The organism is Streptomyces sp. AHU1, assembly GCF_045343905.1.
In the GTDB taxonomy this organism is placed as follows: domain Bacteria; phylum Actinomycetota; class Actinomycetes; order Streptomycetales; family Streptomycetaceae; genus Streptomyces; species Streptomyces triticiradicis.
This window is the reverse complement of record NZ_CP174283.1, coordinates 6,256,016-6,271,354: the sequence shown is the minus strand read 5'-3', so window position 1 is coordinate 6,271,354 and position 15,339 is coordinate 6,256,016. Positions and strand designations below refer to the sequence as shown.

At 71.4% G+C, this 15,339-nt stretch carries 15 protein-coding genes; 4 read left to right on the top strand and 11 right to left on the bottom strand.

The features are described from left to right. Positions 1–256: 256 nt before the first annotated feature. Genes ACICHK_RS28015 through ureA form a run of 4 tightly spaced genes read right to left on the bottom strand, consistent with a single transcriptional unit; the run spans position 257 to position 4,323 of the window. Complete coding sequence (locus tag ACICHK_RS28015) at positions 257–847, bottom strand: TetR/AcrR family transcriptional regulator (RefSeq protein WP_151472102.1); 591 nt, start codon at positions 845–847, stop codon at positions 257–259. A 15-nt stretch (positions 848–862) separates the two neighbouring features. After that, positions 863–1,900 carry an agmatine/peptidylarginine deiminase gene (locus ACICHK_RS28010; RefSeq protein WP_406839027.1) on the bottom strand — a complete coding sequence of 346 codons (1,038 nt, stop codon included), beginning with the start codon at positions 1,898–1,900 and terminating at the stop codon, positions 863–865. 9 nt (positions 1,901–1,909) lie between these two features. Continuing rightward, on the bottom strand, positions 1,910–3,619 hold the full coding sequence (locus ACICHK_RS28005; protein ID WP_406839026.1) for an urease subunit alpha: 1,710 nt from the start codon (positions 3,617–3,619) through the stop codon (positions 1,910–1,912). Beyond that, a complete protein-coding gene (gene ureA, locus ACICHK_RS28000) occupies positions 3,616–4,323 on the bottom strand; it encodes an urease subunit gamma (protein ID WP_406839025.1) in 708 nt (235 codons plus the stop codon). The genes ACICHK_RS28005 and ureA overlap by 4 nt, the downstream gene beginning before the upstream one ends. A gap of 164 nt (positions 4,324–4,487) precedes the next feature. Here ureA and ACICHK_RS27995 point away from each other — a divergent pair, with 164 nt between their 5' ends. Further along, positions 4,488–5,933, top strand: coding sequence for a cytosine permease (locus tag ACICHK_RS27995; protein ID WP_406839024.1), 1,446 nt, complete (start codon positions 4,488–4,490; stop codon positions 5,931–5,933). Here ACICHK_RS27995 and ACICHK_RS27990 read toward each other — a convergent pair. The 5 genes from ACICHK_RS27990 to ACICHK_RS27970 form a co-directional block, all read right to left on the bottom strand. Beyond that, complete coding sequence (locus ACICHK_RS27990; protein ID WP_240657849.1) at positions 5,905–6,117, bottom strand: hypothetical protein; 213 nt, start codon at positions 6,115–6,117, stop codon at positions 5,905–5,907. The genes ACICHK_RS27995 and ACICHK_RS27990 overlap by 29 nt on opposite strands. Positions 6,118–6,225: 108 nt before the next feature. Next, positions 6,226–7,563: a KamA family radical SAM protein gene (locus tag ACICHK_RS27985; RefSeq protein WP_406839023.1), complete on the bottom strand. Its 1,338-nt coding sequence runs from the start codon at positions 7,561–7,563 to the stop codon at positions 6,226–6,228. Between the two features lie 14 nt (positions 7,564–7,577). Continuing rightward, positions 7,578–8,648: a hypothetical protein gene (locus tag ACICHK_RS27980; RefSeq protein ID WP_406839022.1), complete on the bottom strand. Its 1,071-nt coding sequence runs from the start codon at positions 8,646–8,648 to the stop codon at positions 7,578–7,580. 157 nt (positions 8,649–8,805) lie between these two features. Then, on the bottom strand, positions 8,806–9,894 hold the full coding sequence (locus ACICHK_RS27975) for a branched-chain amino acid aminotransferase (protein WP_151472095.1): 1,089 nt from the start codon (positions 9,892–9,894) through the stop codon (positions 8,806–8,808). Between the two features lie 267 nt (positions 9,895–10,161). Next, positions 10,162–11,205 carry a 3-isopropylmalate dehydrogenase gene (locus tag ACICHK_RS27970; protein ID WP_406839021.1) on the bottom strand — a complete coding sequence of 348 codons (1,044 nt, stop codon included), beginning with the start codon at positions 11,203–11,205 and terminating at the stop codon, positions 10,162–10,164. Between the two features lie 142 nt (positions 11,206–11,347). On the opposite strand from ACICHK_RS27970, the gene ACICHK_RS27965 reads away from it, so the two are divergent. Further along, on the top strand, positions 11,348–12,949 hold the full coding sequence (locus tag ACICHK_RS27965) for a purple acid phosphatase family protein (RefSeq protein WP_406839020.1): 1,602 nt from the start codon (positions 11,348–11,350) through the stop codon (positions 12,947–12,949). Positions 12,950–13,019: 70 nt separating this feature from the next. Here the strand turns inward: ACICHK_RS27965 and ACICHK_RS27960 are convergent, their stop codons facing one another. Both ACICHK_RS27960 and ACICHK_RS27955 read right to left on the bottom strand, forming a co-directional pair. Then, the gene (locus tag ACICHK_RS27960; protein ID WP_103550476.1) at positions 13,020–13,151 is read right to left on the bottom strand and encodes a hypothetical protein; all 132 of its coding nucleotides are present in this window, start codon (positions 13,149–13,151) and stop codon (positions 13,020–13,022) included. A 269-nt stretch (positions 13,152–13,420) separates the two neighbouring features. Further along, positions 13,421–13,963 carry a GNAT family N-acetyltransferase gene (locus tag ACICHK_RS27955; RefSeq protein WP_406839019.1) on the bottom strand — a complete coding sequence of 181 codons (543 nt, stop codon included), beginning with the start codon at positions 13,961–13,963 and terminating at the stop codon, positions 13,421–13,423. Between the two features lie 192 nt (positions 13,964–14,155). On the opposite strand from ACICHK_RS27955, the gene ACICHK_RS27950 reads away from it, so the two are divergent. Both ACICHK_RS27950 and ACICHK_RS27945 read left to right on the top strand, forming a co-directional pair. Beyond that, positions 14,156–15,022: an alpha/beta fold hydrolase gene (locus ACICHK_RS27950; RefSeq protein WP_406839018.1), complete on the top strand. Its 867-nt coding sequence runs from the start codon at positions 14,156–14,158 to the stop codon at positions 15,020–15,022. A 91-nt stretch (positions 15,023–15,113) separates the two neighbouring features. Further along, positions 15,114–15,320: a DUF5988 family protein gene (locus ACICHK_RS27945; RefSeq protein ID WP_151472090.1), complete on the top strand. Its 207-nt coding sequence runs from the start codon at positions 15,114–15,116 to the stop codon at positions 15,318–15,320. Positions 15,321–15,339: the final 19 nt, after the last annotated feature.

The following is a 15,339-nucleotide window of genomic DNA, read 5'->3' as shown; positions in this document are numbered from 1 at the left end:
CCGCGCTCCCGGCTGAAGGTGGGCCAGAAACGCGAAAAACCCCTCGCGGGTGCGAGAGGTCTGCGCGCGGGTCGAGGACGACGGTGTCCGCCCGCACCTGGTCGTACGTGGCGGTCACTGCGGACCGGCGCGCCTGCTGCCAATAATCATGGCGAACGAGAGCACGGGGGCAGTGTGGCACATACCGTCTCCTTGATCACACGGCGTCTCAGGATGCGAACACTGGGCTACGTGACCGGCGCGGACGCGCGGCCGTTCAGCCCAGCGACGCGTCGAGGAACTCCTTCACCTGGGACAGGACCTGCTCGCGGCTGGTGCCGCGCAGGCCGATCGCCACGTGGATGGAGAAGCCGTCCAGCAGGGCGCGCAGCCGGGCGCCGAAGCGGTCCGCGTCGAGGGGGCGGAACTCGCCGCGCGAGACGCCCTCGGCGAGCAGCGCGACGAGGTCCCGGTGCCAGGCTCCCTCGATGGCGGCCTGCCGCTCGCGGGCGTCGTCGTCCGCGTTCTGGGAGTGGTTCCAGACCTCCAGCCACAGGGTCCAGTGCGGGTCCCGGTGGCCGTCGGGGACGTACAGGTCGACGTAGGCGTCCAGGCGCTCGCGGGCGGTCGCGGACACGGCGAGCAGCCGGCCGCGCTCGGTGCCGAGGCGGCCCTCGCTCCACTCCAGGGTGCGCAGCAGCAGCTCGTCCTTGGAGCGGAAGTAGTAGAGGAGGTGGCCGCTGCTCATGCCGACCTCACGGCCGAGCGCCGCCATGGTGAGTTTGTCCAGACCGCGCTCGGCGATCATCTCCATGGCGGCGGCGAGGACCTCCTCGCGCGGTGGCGCGTTCCTCCGCGCACCGGCCATCCGTGACTCCCGTTGTCAGACCTTCGGCTGCTGCTGGGTGATGCAGTGGATGCCACCGCCGCCCGCGAAGATCGTACGTGCGTCCACCAGGGTCACGCTCCGCTCGGGGAACAGCCGCCGGAAGATGTCCGCCGCGGTCTCGTCGCGCGGGTCGTCGAAGCCGCACAGGACGACGCCGCCGTTGCAGAGGTAGTGGTTGATGTAGGAGTAGTCGGCCCAGTGGCCGTCGGCCTCCAGGACGGTCGGGGCGGGGACCTCGACGACCTCGATGGCGCGGCCGCGCGCGTCGGTCTGGGCCCTCAGCAGCCCGACGACCTCCCGGCTGACCTCGTGGTCGGGGTGCGCGGGGTCCTGCTGGGAGTGGGCGACGATCACGCCGGGCCGGGCGAAGGCGGCGACGATGTCGACGTGGCCGAGGGTGCCGAAGCCGTGCGGGGGGTAGTCGCCGGTCAGGCCGCGCGGCAGCCAGATGGCCTTCTCGGTGCCGAGCTGGGCGTGGATCTCCGCCTCGACCTCCTCGCGGCTCCAGCCGGGGTTGCGCTCGGGGCCGAGCTGCACGGTCTCGGTGAGCAGCACGGTGCCCTCGCCGTCGACGTGGATCGCGCCGCCCTCGTTGACCAGCCGGGAGGCGTACGTCTTCGCGCCGGCCAGGCCCGCGACCTCGGCGCCGATCCTGGAGTCGTGCTCCCAGCGGGCCCACTCCTGGGCGCCCCAGCCGTTGAACGTCCAGTCCACGGCGGCGAGCCCGCCCCGCCCGTCGGTGAGGAAGGTGGGCCCGATGTCGCGCATCCAGGCGTCGTCGAGTTCCCGCTCGACGAGGTCGATGCCGGGGCCGAGGAGTTCGGCGGCCGGCGCGGACTGGCCCGGGCCGCACACCACGGTGACGGGTTCGAAGCGGCGGACGGCGCGGGCCACCGCCGCCCAGGCGGCACGGGAGGCGGCGAGGTCCTCGGGGCTGTCGAAGGTGGGGTTGGGGCCCGGCCACGCCATCCAGGTGCGCTCGTGCGGGGTCCACTCGGCGGGCATGCGGAAGCCGTCGGCGGCAGCAGACATGGGGGATCCTTACAAGAAGTACAGGCGGTTGAGGGAGACCGAGTCGGCCGGGTCGGAGCGCAGGGGTTCACCGTCGAGGGTGACCAGGCCGGTGCGTCCGTCCACGTCGACCGCTCCGGTACGGGAGTTGAGGCGCAGGTCGGCGGGGCCGATGCCGCGGGTGCCGCGGACCGCGACGCGGCGGCGGCGGGTGGGCATGGTGTCGTTGCCCTGGTCGAGCGCGGCCTGCGCGACGAACGCCACGGAGATCTCGGCGGGGGTCGCGCCGTGCGCCCCGAACTGCGGTCCGAGGACGAGGGGTTCGCAGGTGTCGGTGGCGGCGTTCGGGTCGCCGACGACGCCGTATGCGGGGAAGCCGGACTTCAGGACGAGCTGCGGTTTGGCGCCGAAGTACTCGGGGCGCCACAGCACGATGTCGGCGAGCTTGCCGGTCTCGATGGAGCCGACCTCGTGGGCGAGGCCGTGCGCGATGGCCGGGTTGATCGTCAGTTTGGCCATGTAGCGCAGGACGCGCTCGTTGTCGTGGTCCTCGGGGGCGCCGAACTGGGCCTTCATCTTCCCGGCCATGGCGAAGGTGCGGCGCACGGTCTCGCCGGCGCGGCCCATGCCCTGGGCGTCGGAGGAGGTGATGCCGATGGCGCCCAGGTCGTGCAGCACGTCCTCGGCGCCCATGGTCCCGGCGCGGATGCGGTCACGGGCCATGGCGGCGTCGCCCGGCAGGTCGGTCTTCAGGTCGTGGACGGAGACGATCATGCCGTAGTGCTCGGCGACCGCGTCCCGGCCGAAGGGCAGGGTCGGGTTGGTCGAGGACCCGATGACGTTCGGCACGCCCGCCATCTTCAGCACGTTCGGGACGTGGCCGCCGCCGCAGCCCTCGATGTGGAAGGCGTGGATGGTGCGGCCTTCGAGCACCCTGAGGGTGTCCTCGACCGACAGGCACTCGTTCAGCCCGTCGCTGTGCAGGGCCACCTGGACGTCGTGGTCCTCGGCGACCCGCAGGGCCGTGTCCAGGGCGCGGGTGTGGGCGCCCATGTCCTCGTGGACCTTGAAGCCGCTGGCCCCGCCCTCGGCGAGGGCCTCGATCAGCGGGGCGTCGTGGGAGGACGAGCCCCGGCCGAGGAAGCCGATGTTGACGGGCCAGGCGTCGAAGGCGGAGAACGCGTGGCGCAGTGCCCAGGGCGAGTTGACGCCGACGCCCCACACCGGGCCGAACTCCTGGCCGATGACCGTCGTCACCCCGGAGGCGAGCGAGGCCTCCATGATGCGCGGCGACAGCAGGTGGACGTGGGTGTCGACGGCTCCGGCGGTGGCGATGAGTCCCTCGCCGGAGACGATGGACGTGCCGGTGCCGACCACGACGTCGACGCCGTCGAGGGTGTCGGGGTTGCCGGCCCGCCCGATCGAGCAGATGCGGCCCTCGCGGATGCCGATGGACACCTTCCGGATGCCCTGGACGGCGTCGATCACCACGACGTTGCTGACGACGACGTCGCAGGTCTCGCGGACGGCGGCGGCCTTGAGGTGCAGTCCGTCGCGGGCGGTCTTGCCGAATCCGGCGAGGAACTCGTCCCCGGGGAGCTGGGCGTCGGACTCCACGCGGACGGTCAGTCCCGAGTCGCCGAGCCGGATGCGGTCGCCCGCGCGGGGGCCGTGGGTGGCGGCGTACTCGTGGGGGGTGAGGCGGCGGGCCTCGGCGGGGTGGCCTCCGGGGCGGCTCATCGTTCGGTCTCCTGGTCACGGGTCTCGGGTACGCCGAGGTAGCCGCAGGCGGCGGCCCGGCGCAGGGCCTCTTCCCTGGCCCCGGGGGCGTCCAGCGGCCCGTCGACGAGACCGGCGAAGCCGATCGCGACGCGCGCCCCGCCGATGGGCAGCAGCCCCACCTCGGCGCTCTCCCCCGGACCGAAGCGGACGGAGGAGCCGGCGGGCACGGCCAGCCGCATGCCGTAGGCCGCGGCACGGTCGAAGTCGAGCCGCGGGTTGGCCTCGAAGAAGTGGAAGTGGGAGGTGACGGAGACCGGGACGGCGGCCGTGTTCGTCACGGACAGCCGGACGACGGCCTCGGGCTCGGCGCGTCCGGGACCCGGCAGCAGGGCGCCGGGCGCCCGCTCGCCGAGACCGCCGCCGCCGATGGGGTCGCTCACCACCGCGAGGCGCGAGCCGTCGTCGAAGACGGCCTCCACGTGCACCTCGGTGACGATGTCCGCGACGCCGGGCAGGACGTCGCCCGGGCCGAGGACGGACCGGGCCGCCTCGACGGCCTCGGCCAGCCGTCCGCCGTCGCGGGCCACCTCGCAGACGGTGTCCGCGATCAGCGCGGTGGCCTCCGGCACGTTGAGCCTGAGGCCTCGCGCCCGGCGGGCACGGGCCAGCTCGGCGGCCGAGAACAGCAGCAGCCGGTCACGTTCCGTGGGGGTCAGTCGCACGCCACGACACCTCCTCGCCTTCCTCCATTTAGAACGTCACTCTAAACGCCGGATTCATGGAAGGGAAACATTGACGGATGACCATCGGAGGCGCCACATTGAGCGTCGCTCAAACTCGTGGTGTTTCCCGCACCACGCCAGGTGGCCGTCAAAGGAGACCAGCCATGCCGATCGAACAGCGCGGAGTCGACACGATCCCCGACGAGGAACGCACCAGCGGGCCGCGCGACCTCGTGTCGATCCTGCTCGGTTCCAACCTCTGCCTCGGGGTGATCATCTTCGGCTGGCTGCCGCCGTCGTTCGGGCTCGACTGGTGGTCCTCGGTCAGCTCGATCGTGGCAGGCACGGTCGTCGGGACGGCGCTCACCGCGCCGCTGGCGCTGGTCTCGCTGCGGACCGGCACGAACCTCTCCACCTCCTCCGGCGCGCAGTTCGGCGTGCGCGGACGGCTGGTCGGCTCGGTCGTCGGCCTGCTCCTCGCGCTCGGCTACACCGCGCTGACCGTGTGGATCGGCGGCGACGTGATGATCGGCGTGCTCGGCCGCCTCTTCGGTCTCCCGGCGAACGGGGTCACGTACGCCGTCGTCTACACGGTGCTGGCCGCCGCCACCGTCGCGGGCGCCGTCTACGGCTACCGGGTGCTGCTCGCCATGTCCCGCGCCCTCTCCTACGGCATGTCGGCGCTCCTGGTGGCCGGCGTGTTCGCGTACGCCCCGCACTTCACCACCACCTCGCTCCCCGACGCCGGCGGCTACCTGCTCGGCTCGTACTGGCCCACCTGGTTCCTCGCGGCGGTGGCGGCCGGACTGTCGGGCCCGATCGCGTTCATCACGCTGCTGGGCGACTACACCCGCTACATCTCGCCCCGGCGCCACTCCTCCCGCACGGTCCTGCACGGCACCTGGCTCGGCCTGATCGCCGGTCTGCTGGTCCCCCAGCTCTTCGGCACCTTCACCGCGTACGGCGCCCGCGCGGCCCTCGACTACGCCGGACCGCTGGTCTCGGCGTCCCCCACCTGGTACCTGATACCGCTGCTGCTGGCCGCCTCCGCGGGCTCGGTGGGCAACGCCGGTCTGATGCTCTACTCGATGGGCCTCGACCTCGACGCGATCCTGCCCCGCGCCTCGCGCGCCCGCGCCACCTGCGCCGTCGCCGTCGTCGCCATGCTCTGCGTGTTCGTCGGCCACTACGCCTGGAACGCCCAGTCCGCGATGACGTCGTTCGTGCTGCTGCTGACGGCGATCGGCACCCCGTGGGCGGTCATCACCCTGATCGGCTTCGTCCGCTGCCGCGGGATCTACGACGCCGACGCCCTCCAGGTCTTCAACCGCCGTTCCCGCGGCGGCGTCTACTGGTACCGGGCCGGCTGGAACGTCCGGGCCACGGCGTCCTGGGCGCTCGGCGCCGTCGTCGGTCTGCTGGCCGTGTCCCTGCCCTCCTACGAGGGCCCGCTGCTGTCCCTGACGGGCGGGGTGGACTGCAGCTTCATCCTGTCGGGCCTGGTCGGCGGCGCCGCCTACCTGGCCCTTACCCCGAAGGCAGCCTCGGGCACGAACAACCCGGCGTCCGCCCAGACAGAGATCAGCCTCGCAACAGACCCACAGCGCTGAACGTCACCACGAGCAGACCCATCGCGCCCCCGAAAGCGACAGCCGCAGAGGTGACGATGGCGGTGACCCCGGCACCCTCTTTGATCTTCAGGAGCGATGCAACGAGTGCAACGATTATGGCAAGCAGGACAGCGACGAGTAGCCAGACAGCGGTTACGCCCAGCTGGGCTGACGACAGATTCACGGCAGCGTCCTTCCAGGGATTGGCGGCATCAGGTGAGTTGACACGTCGGTCGGACGACCAAGTGTGTCGCTGTGCGTGAGGACTAGATCGGCTTCGGCTCAGCCGGTGTCACACCAGGTCGAGCCCGGGCAGGAACCGGCTCTTGCCGAAAGCCGGCTTTAGGTCGCTGAACCAGGTGGCGCGCTCGTCGTAGGCGGCGAAGAACGGGCGCCCCACCAGGTCCGGATCGCGGGCCTGGATGAGATGGAGCACGAAGACCTTCTCCCCGGCCACCTCCGCCGTCCCGTCCACGCAGACCTTGCCCGGCATCGCCGACATGACCGGGCCGCGCACGGTCCGCGCGAGGCCGGACACCTGGGCGTAGGCGTCGCGGAAGATCTGGTGGCAGCGGGCCAGCGGCACCCCGAAGTAGCCCTGCGGGCCGGTGTCCCGCTCGACGAACTGGTAGTAGGGCACCGCACCCAGCGCGGTCGTCTCGTTCCACAGCTCGGCCCACGCCCCGGCGCTGTCGTTGATCCCCCGGACCAGGGGACCCTGGCAGCGGATCACGGCCCCCGTGTCGCGCACCCGGCGCATCGCCGCGCGCACGGCCGGGGGCCGCAGCTCCTGGGGGTGCGTGAAGTGGGCCATCAGGGCGAGGTTCCGGCCGCTCGCCACCACCTTCTCCAGCAGCCGCAGCAGGTCGTCGGCGTCGCGGTCGGTGAGGAAACGGTACGGCCAGAAGGCGAGCGACTTGGTCCCGATGCGGATCGAGCGGACCGTGTCGATCTCCAGGAGCGGCTCGACGTAGCGGCGCAGCACCTCGGTGCTCATCACCATCGGGTCGCCGCCCGTGATCAGCGTGCTGGTGACCTCCGGGTGGGCGCGCAGATAGGCGGACGTGGCGGCGATGTCGTCGGTGGCGATGCGCAGGTCGGACTCGCCGACGAACTGGGGCCAGCGGAAGCAGTACGTGCAGTAGGCGTGGCAGGTCTGGCCCTGGCGCGGGAAGACCAGCACCGTCTCCGGGTACTTGTGCTGGAGACCGGTGAGGCGGCGCCCCTCGTGCACGGGGACGTTGGCGTCGAGCTGGCCGGAGGGGTGCGGGTTGAGCCTCATCCGGATCTCGTGGGCCGCGCGCAGCACCTCGGCCTTCGGGGCCTCGTGGCGGAGCAGGTCCGTCATCTGCTTGAGGTCGGACTCGGGCAGCATCTCGGCCTGCGGGAACGTCAGCCGGAAGATCGGGTCGTCGGGCACGGCCGTCCAGTCGATCAGCTCGTCGACCACGTAGCCGTTCGTGCGGAACGGCAGGACGGCGGCCACGGCCCGCAGGGCGAGCCGTTCGTCGGGCGGCAGCGACACCCGCTGGAGCAGGCCGTCGAGGTCACGTGGGGTGAAGGCACGAAAGCGGGGGCTCGTGTCCGGGGATCGGGTGCTCGTGGGAGCCGGGTTGAGCGTTGAACTCATTGGTGCCGGAGCCTCTATTCCGTCAACGGCGCCGTAGGCCGCAGTTCGACGAAAGCCGTCGCCGTCGCATCGTACTTCTCCGTGAAGTGCTGGATGAGTAAGGCGTGCAGCTCACTCTCGTCGTCCACCACGACGAGTTCGTGTGCGCCGGGGGCGCTCAAGGCGTCGCTGTGCGCCGACAGTTGGTCCAGCCGGTGGCGTGCCATGTACGACACGAGGTCGTGCCCGGCGACGTACAGGGCGTCGTCCGCGCGGACGAAACGGCAGCTGAACGCCCTGCGTCCGTCGGTCGCGTCGACCAGGGTCAGCGGCAGATGGGTGAACTCCTCCATCGGCTTGCTCTGCTGCCACAGCTCGTCGAAGCGCTGTTCGACGAAGGTGCCGAGCGGGGACCGGACGGCCACCTCGAGCTGGACGCCCTCGCCGGAGAGGCGGCCGACGGTGAGGAAGGAGACGAGGGAGCGGTCGTCCCAGCGGTAGAGGGTCACACCGGGGGACGTGGAGCACAGGCGCACTTCGAGGAGGTGACGGCACTCCTCGTCGAGCCGGAGCGCGAAGCGGTCCAGGGTGCGCAGGTTGCGCATGATGTCGCGGCGGATGTCGGCGCTCCGCCCGCCCAGTTCACGGCCGCGCAGGATGACCGCCAGGGAGTCCGGGTCCAGGAGCAGGATCTGTACGCGGGCGCCGTGGGCGGTGGCCGCCTTGACGCCGCGGAACAGCCGCTCGGAGAACTGCGGGCCGAAGACGCTGGAGAAGGTGTCGAGGACCTTGACGTTCGAGGTCGCGCCGTGGACCTGGGCGCTGAACCACTCGTAGTCCAGCCGGGTGTGCTCGCGGACGCGGCCCTCCTGGGCGCGGCTGATCAGGGGGCCGATCACGAAGACGGTGACGACGACCCCGACGATGTCGGTGCCGAGGTTGAGGGCGAGGTTCTCCCCGTAGTTGTCCATCCGGCTGCTGCTCCAGAGCAGCAGGGCGGCGACGGCGGCGAGCAGGCCGAGGACCGTGAGGCTCTGGGGGCGCCGCGGGGTGCGCAGGGCCCGTAACAGCCGGTGCGGCCGTGCCAGCGGCGACCTTGCACTCACCTGCGCTCCCTCCGTGGCCGTGCGGGCGCACCGGAGGACACGCTCCCCCCCCCGTGGACTGAGTGGATACCCGTGTCGCCGGGGCCCTACGCGTCGAACGGACAGCCGGTCCCCGCACCCCTGTCGGGGAGGCGGGGACCGGTGGGAGGAGCGGGGATCAGCCCAGCGGGTGCATCCAGCCGTGCTTGTCCTCGGTGACGCCGCGCTGGATGTCCAGCAGGGCCTCGCGCAGGCGGAGGGTGACCTTGCCGGGCTCGCCGCCGGACTGGAGCCACTCGGTGCCGGCGCGCTTGACCGTGCCGACGGGGGTGATGACGGCGGCGGTGCCGCAGGCGAAGACCTCGGTGAGGGTGCCGTTCTCGGCGTCGGTCTGCCACTGGTCGATGGAGACGCGGCCCTCCTCGGCGGTGTAGCCGAGGTCGCGGGCGACGGTCAGCAGGGAGTCGCGGGTGACGCCCTCCAGGATGGAGCCGGTGAGGGACGGGGTGACGATCCGGTCGCCGTACACGAAGTACAGGTTCATGCCGCCGAGTTCCTCGATCCACTTGTGCTCGACCGCGTCGAGGTAGCAGACCTGGTCGCAGCCCTTGGCGGCGGCCTCCTTCTGCGCGAGCAGCGAGGCGGCGTAGTTGCCGCCCGTCTTCGCGTCGCCCATGCCGCCGGGGACGGCGCGGACGCGGTCCTCGGAGAGCCAGATCTTCACGGGCTTCACGCCGCCCGCGAAGTAGGCGCCGGCGGGCGAGGCGATGACGAGGAAGAGGTACTCGTTGGCGGGCTTCACGCCGAGACCGACCTCGGTGGCGATCATGAAGGGGCGCAGGTAGAGCGACTCCTCGCCGCCGTGCGCGGGAACCCAGTCGCGGTCCTGGCGGACCAGCGCGTCACAGGCCTCGATGAAGGTCTCCACGGGCAGCTCGGGCATGCCGAGCCGGCGGGCGGAGGCCTGGAAGCGCTTGGCGTTCTTGTCGGGGCGGAAGGTCGCGACGGAGCCGTCGGGCCGGCGGTAGGCCTTGAGGCCCTCGAAGATCTCCTGCGCGTAGTGCAGGGTCATGTTCGCCGGGTCGAGGGAGAGCGGTCCGTACGGAACGAGCTGGCCGTCGTGCCAGCCCCGGCCCTCGGTCCACTTGATGGTCACCATGTGGTCGGTGAAGTGGCGGCCGAACCCCGGGTTGGCCAGGATCGCCTCGCGCTCGGCGGCGGCGAGCGGACTGGCGGAGGGCTTGAGCTCGATCGTGGGCTGCGTCATGAGTGGTTTTGTCCTTCACCGGTTGTATGTGACGGGCCGCGCTCACACCCGGACCGTCCGTGGCCAGTGCTAGGACGTCCGAGCATTCCCTCGTTCCGCGGCTCCGCCTTCGATTATCGCGCGCGGAGGACCGTGGACGAAACGGTGTGAATACGGCCCAGGGAATGACCCAGGGGACTGATGGTGGCACCCGGCGAGGGAACGGCGAAAGCCGCCGGGTGCGGATGCGACCCGGCGGCTGTCACGGAACGTGGGTGGTGCGCCGGGTCAGCCGGCTACGCGCAGGGCGAGCGCGTCGCCGATCTCCTCGGTGCTGCGGGCGGGCTTGCCGACCCGCTCGGCGAGGTCGGCGGCGACGGCCTCCTCGATCCGGGCGGCCTCGGCCTCGTAGCCGAGGTGGCGCAGCAGCAGGGCGACGGACAGCACGGTGGCGCTGGGGTCGGCCTTGCCCTGGCCCGCGATGTCGGGCGCCGAGCCGTGCACGGGCTCGAACATCGAGGGGAACTCGCCGCTGGGGTTGATGTTGCCGGAGGCGGCGACGCCGATGCCGCCGGAGACGGCCGCGGCCAGGTCGGTGATGATGTCGCCGAAGAGGTTGTCGGTGACGATCACGTCGAAGCGGGCGGGGTCGGTGACCAGGTAGATGGTCGCCGCGTCCACGTGGATGTAGTCGGTGGTGACCTCGGGGAACTCCTCGGCCACCTTGTTGAAGATGTTCGTCCACAGGTGGCCCGCGAAGGTCAGCACGTTGTTCTTGTGGACCAGCGTCAGCTTCTTGCGCGGGCGGGCCTGGGCGCGGGCGAAGGCGTCACGGACGACCCGCTCGACACCGAAGGCCGTGTTGACGGAGACCTCGGTGGCGACCTCGTGCTCGGTGCCCTTGCGGATGGTGCCGCCGTTGCCGGTGTACGGGCCCTCGGTGCCCTCACGGACGACGACGAAGTCGATCTCGGGCTGACCGGCCAGCGGGGTCTCGACACCCGGCAGGAGCTTCGAGGGGCGCAGGTTCACGTGGTGGTCGAAGGCGAAGCGGAGCTTGAGCAGGAAGCCGCGCTCCAGGACGCCGGACGGGACCGAGGGGTCGCCGATCGCGCCGAGCAGGATGGCGTCGTGCTGCTTCAGGGCGTCGAGGTCGGCGTCGGTGAGGGTCTCACCGGTGGCGTGGTAGCGCCGGGCGCCGAAGTCGAACTCCTTGGTCTCCAGCTTCACGTCCTGCGGGAGGACGGCGGAGAGGACTTTGAGCCCCTGGGCCACGACTTCCTGGCCGATGCCGTCACCGGGGATCACTGCGAGATCGATGCTGCGAGACATGACGGCACCGTACTCCTTGTCCCATGGAATGACACACGATGTCCGCCATACGGACAGGGTGGTGTCGCGTCGCGTCCACCCTTCGACCCACGTTCACCCGTACGTACGAACGCCGTTGATGCGGGCTGGGAACTTTCCAGACATGACCGCTCCCTCCACGGGGACCTCCCCCGAGTCCCCCGTCCCCGACGTCGGCATCCCGTACGAGCTCGCGCGCGACATGAGCATGGCCGAGCAGTACGAGTACCTGAGGACGCGCCTCACCCGGCGCCGGGCCCTCGTGGCGGCGAGCGCCTTCGCGGGCGGCGGGGTGCTGGCCGGCTGCGCCCGGGCGGCCGGGGCCCCCTCCCGGACCTCGTCCGGCTCCTCGCCGAGCCCGGCCACCAGCAAGGTGCCCGGCTCCGCCGTCATCCCGTTCGGCCGCCACCTCGCCTTCGGCGCGGACCCGAAGTCCCAGATGCGGATCTCCTGGCAGGTTCCGTTCGCGGTCAGGAAGCCGTACATCCGGGTGGGCCCGACGCCCTGGACCCTCAGCCGCAGGATCGAGGCCGAGGTCCGCCATCTGCACACCCCGGGCCTCGCCGGGCAGCGGGCGGCCCTCGACCAGTACTACCTGCACGCGGCGCTCGACCGGCTGCACCCGGGGACGACGTACTACTACGGCGTCGGCCACGAGGGCTTCGACCCGGCGAGCAGGGAGCGGCACTCCACGATCGGCCACTTCCGCACGGCGCCCGCGCACCCCGAGAAGTTCGTGTTCACCGCCTTCGGCGACCAGGGCGTCACCCCCGACGCGCTGGCGAACGACAAGGTGCTCCTCGGCCGCGGTCCCGCCTTCCATCTGCACGCCGGCGACATCTGCTACGCGGACGGGACCGGGCACGGTCAGAAGTCGGACGTCTACGACCCGGCCGCCTGGGACCTGTTCCTCAAGCAGACCGAGACGGTCGCGAGGACCGTGCCGTGGATGGTGACGACCGGCAACCACGACATGGAGGCCTGGTACTCGCCGAACGGCTACGGCGGCCAGTCGGCGCGCTGGACGCTCCCCGGCAACGGCTTCGACCCCCGGCACGCGCCCGGCGCCTACTCGTTCGTCTACGGCAACGTCGGCGTCGTCGCGCTGGACGCCAACGACGTCTCGTACGAGATCCCCGCCAACAAGGGCTACTCGGAGGGCAGGCAGACGGCCTGGCTCGACAAGCGGCTCGGGGAGCTGCGCCGCCAGGTCGACTTCGTGGTCGTCTTCTTCCACCACTGCGCCTATTCGACGTCGACGCACGCCTCCGACGGAGGGGTGCGCGACGCCTGGGTGCCGCTGTTCGACAAGCACCAGGTGGACCTGGTGATCAACGGGCACAACCACGTGTACGAGCGCACCGACGCCGTCAAGGGCGGCAAGGTGGGCCGGCGGGTGCCGGCGGGCGCCTCGACCGATCCGACCCGGGACGGGATCGTGTACGTGACGGCGGGCGGCGCGGGCAAGAGCCTCTACAGCTTCCCCGACGGGGTCCAGGACAGCTACGAGGGCAGGGTCACCCGGCGCGAGGCCGTCGAGACGTTCCACTGGACGAAGTCGGGGCGGAAGAAGGCGGACACCGTGGAATGGTCACGGGTGCGGTACACCGGCTTCTCCTTCCTCTCGGTGGAGGCGCAGGCGGGCCCCTCGCCCCGGCTCAAAGTGTCGGCGCTGGCCCAGAGCGGCGAGCGCATCGACCACTTCGAGGTACGGCGCGGAACCTGAACAGCGCGACGGCGCGCGGCGGCCGGTGCCGGGGACCGAGGTGCGGCTCCCGGTTCAGGGGGCGGCGGGCTCAGTGGCCCGTCGCTCCGCCGTTGTCCCTGCGGTCGAGGGCGCGCTGGAGCGCGGCGGCGGCGTTCTTGCGGTCGGACTCGCTGCTCGTGCGAGAGAGGTGACGGACTCGGCGGACGGTCGTCTCGGCCATGATGAATCGACTCCTTGCCTCCGGTGGCGCCCGGACGGGCGGCCGGAAGTGCGGTGAGGAATTTACGAGACGCCGGAAGGGGCGGGGAGCGGTGCCGCAGGGGTTGCCTGCCAGGGGCTCCGGCTCACGACCGCCATTCGCTTGGTCGAGCGAGACGTTCGGCTCCTACCAAGCTAGGCGAGGACCGGTCATCTGTCTCCACAATTACTCGGACTTCCTACTATCTGAGACGGCGGATTACGTCACACGGCCGCGACCTGGGGTTTCCCTCAGAGCACATCGCCCTCGCGCCAGTCGAAGACCAGCGCGCAGGCCGGGTCGAGGGGACCCCGGGCGGTGCCGGGACGGACGAAGACGGTGCCTTCCTCCTCGGAGAGGCGGACCGCCCCGTCCGGTGCGAGCACACAGACGCGGCCCGGCCAGAGCCGCCAGCCCCGCGCCGCGTAGAGGGCGGCCCCGTCCTCGCTCGCGCAGAGCGCGCCGAGCCCGTACGCGCCCTCGATGACCCGTTCCAGCTCGGCCATCACCCGCCCGCCGAGCCCGGCGCGGCGCACGTCGGCACGCACCCCGACCGCCTCCACGTAGCCGACCCGCAGCGAGCGGCCCCGGTGCAGGACGCGCCGCTGTATCACCGAGCCGTGCGCCGCGAGGCCCCGGCGGTCGTGGACCAGGACGTGCAGGCCCCCGAGCGCGTGGTCCCAGTCCTCGTCCCTGAGGTCCCCGTCGAAGGCGTCCTCCAACAGGGTCCGGACGGCGCGGAGTTCGGCGGGCTCGAGATCCGCCGTATGGGCGGTCCGCAGTCGGGGGGCCATGCGGCCAGTATTCACGCGCGGGACGGGAATCCCAGCCCTCCCGCCTCACGGACCCGGAGCGGGCGGTCACCGCGCGCGGGCATCGCGCACCCTCGAGAATCTAACCTCCAAAAAACTATTGACCGGTTAGAGGCAGGCGTGGTGAACTGCTCTCACCACCAAGAAGACTTTCAGGGGTTAGGGGATCAGACCATGGGCAGCCACCCGGTCCACCACCGCACCACCACCGTCGACGGCCACGTGATCGCCTACCGCGAGGCGGGCCCCGCGGACGCGCCCGTCCTACTCCTGCTGCACGGCTTCCCGAGCAGCTCGCACATGTTCCGGGACCTGCTGCCGCTGCTCGCCGACCGCTACCACCTGATCGCCCCCGACCACCTCGGCTTCGGCCGCTCGGACGCCCCGGCCGCCGAGGACTTCCCGTACTCCTTCGACCGGCTGGCCGAGATCACCGAGCGGTTCACGGAGCAGCTCGGCATCAAGGAGTACGCGCTCTACATCCAGGACTACGGCGCCCCGATCGGCCTGCGCCTGGCACTGGCCCACCCCGAGCGGGTGACCGCGATCGTCACGCAGAACGGCAACGCGTACGAGGAGGGGCTGGGCGCCGACGCCTGGGCACCGGTGCTGGCGCTGATAGAGGAGCGCACCCCCGAGACGGAGGCCCCGGTCCGGGCGATCAGCAGCCCGGACGGGATCCGGTGGCAGTACCTGACCGGCGTGGCGGACCCGACGCTGGTCAGCCCCGACGCCTACGAGCACGACGCGGCCCTGATGGCCCGCCCCGGCCAGGGCGAGATCCAGCTCGACCTGATCTCCGACTACGGCTCCAACATCGCGCTCTACCCGGCGTTCCAGGAGTACTTCCGCACCAGCCGGGTCCCGCTCCTGGCCGTCTGGGGCGGCGGCGACGAGATCTTCGTCCCCGAGGGCGCCCTCGCCTTCCGCCGCGACCTCCCGGACGCCGAGATCCACCTGCTCCCCACCGGGCACTTCGCCCTGGAGACGCACGCGGCCCAGATCGCGGCCCTGATCCGGGACTTCCTCGGCCGGATCTGACGGGGCCGGCGACGGGGAGGCGGATCACCCGCACGACTGATCCTCCGCGCGGCATGCCGCATCGGGCTCCGGCGCAGGGAACGGTGACGTCATGAACGACGCGACCAGAGCACTGCTCGAAGGCGGCCCGGACGATCTGCCCGAACGGATCGTCCCCCTGCCGGACCCCGGATCGGACGTGAAGATCGAATTGCGCGGTGGATACGAACACTTCAGGGCGACCCCGCGTCACGCGGACTCGCCGGAGGGCAGGCTGCCCGTGTACGAGTGGTGGGAGCGGACGGAGCTCCCCGGATAGCGCCGCGCCCGTCCGTACG

What these genes read in the sequence shown, in the direction of transcription:
- ACICHK_RS28015 (WP_151472102.1), bottom strand. Translation starts at nt 847, where the DNA reads ATGGCCGGTGCGCGGAGGAACGCGCCACCGCGCGAGGAGGTCCTCGCC.
- ACICHK_RS28010 (WP_406839027.1), bottom strand. Translation starts at nt 1,900, where the DNA reads ATGTCTGCTGCCGCCGACGGCTTCCGCATGCCCGCCGAGTGGACCCCG.
- ACICHK_RS28005 (WP_406839026.1), bottom strand. Translation starts at nt 3,619, where the DNA reads ATGAGCCGCCCCGGAGGCCACCCCGCCGAGGCCCGCCGCCTCACCCCC.
- ACICHK_RS27995 (WP_406839024.1), top strand. Translation starts at nt 4,488, where the DNA reads ATGCCGATCGAACAGCGCGGAGTCGACACGATCCCCGACGAGGAACGC.
- ACICHK_RS27985 (WP_406839023.1), bottom strand. Translation starts at nt 7,563, where the DNA reads ATGAGTTCAACGCTCAACCCGGCTCCCACGAGCACCCGATCCCCGGAC.
- ACICHK_RS27975 (WP_151472095.1), bottom strand. Translation starts at nt 9,894, where the DNA reads ATGACGCAGCCCACGATCGAGCTCAAGCCCTCCGCCAGTCCGCTCGCC.
- ACICHK_RS27970 (WP_406839021.1), bottom strand. Translation starts at nt 11,205, where the DNA reads ATGTCTCGCAGCATCGATCTCGCAGTGATCCCCGGTGACGGCATCGGC.
- ACICHK_RS27965 (WP_406839020.1), top strand. Translation starts at nt 11,348, where the DNA reads ATGACCGCTCCCTCCACGGGGACCTCCCCCGAGTCCCCCGTCCCCGAC.
- ACICHK_RS27960 (WP_103550476.1), bottom strand. Translation starts at nt 13,151, where the DNA reads ATGGCCGAGACGACCGTCCGCCGAGTCCGTCACCTCTCTCGCACGAGC.
- ACICHK_RS27955 (WP_406839019.1), bottom strand. Translation starts at nt 13,963, where the DNA reads ATGGCCCCCCGACTGCGGACCGCCCATACGGCGGATCTCGAGCCCGCC.
- ACICHK_RS27950 (WP_406839018.1), top strand. Translation starts at nt 14,156, where the DNA reads ATGGGCAGCCACCCGGTCCACCACCGCACCACCACCGTCGACGGCCAC.
- ACICHK_RS27945 (WP_151472090.1), top strand. Translation starts at nt 15,114, where the DNA reads ATGAACGACGCGACCAGAGCACTGCTCGAAGGCGGCCCGGACGATCTG.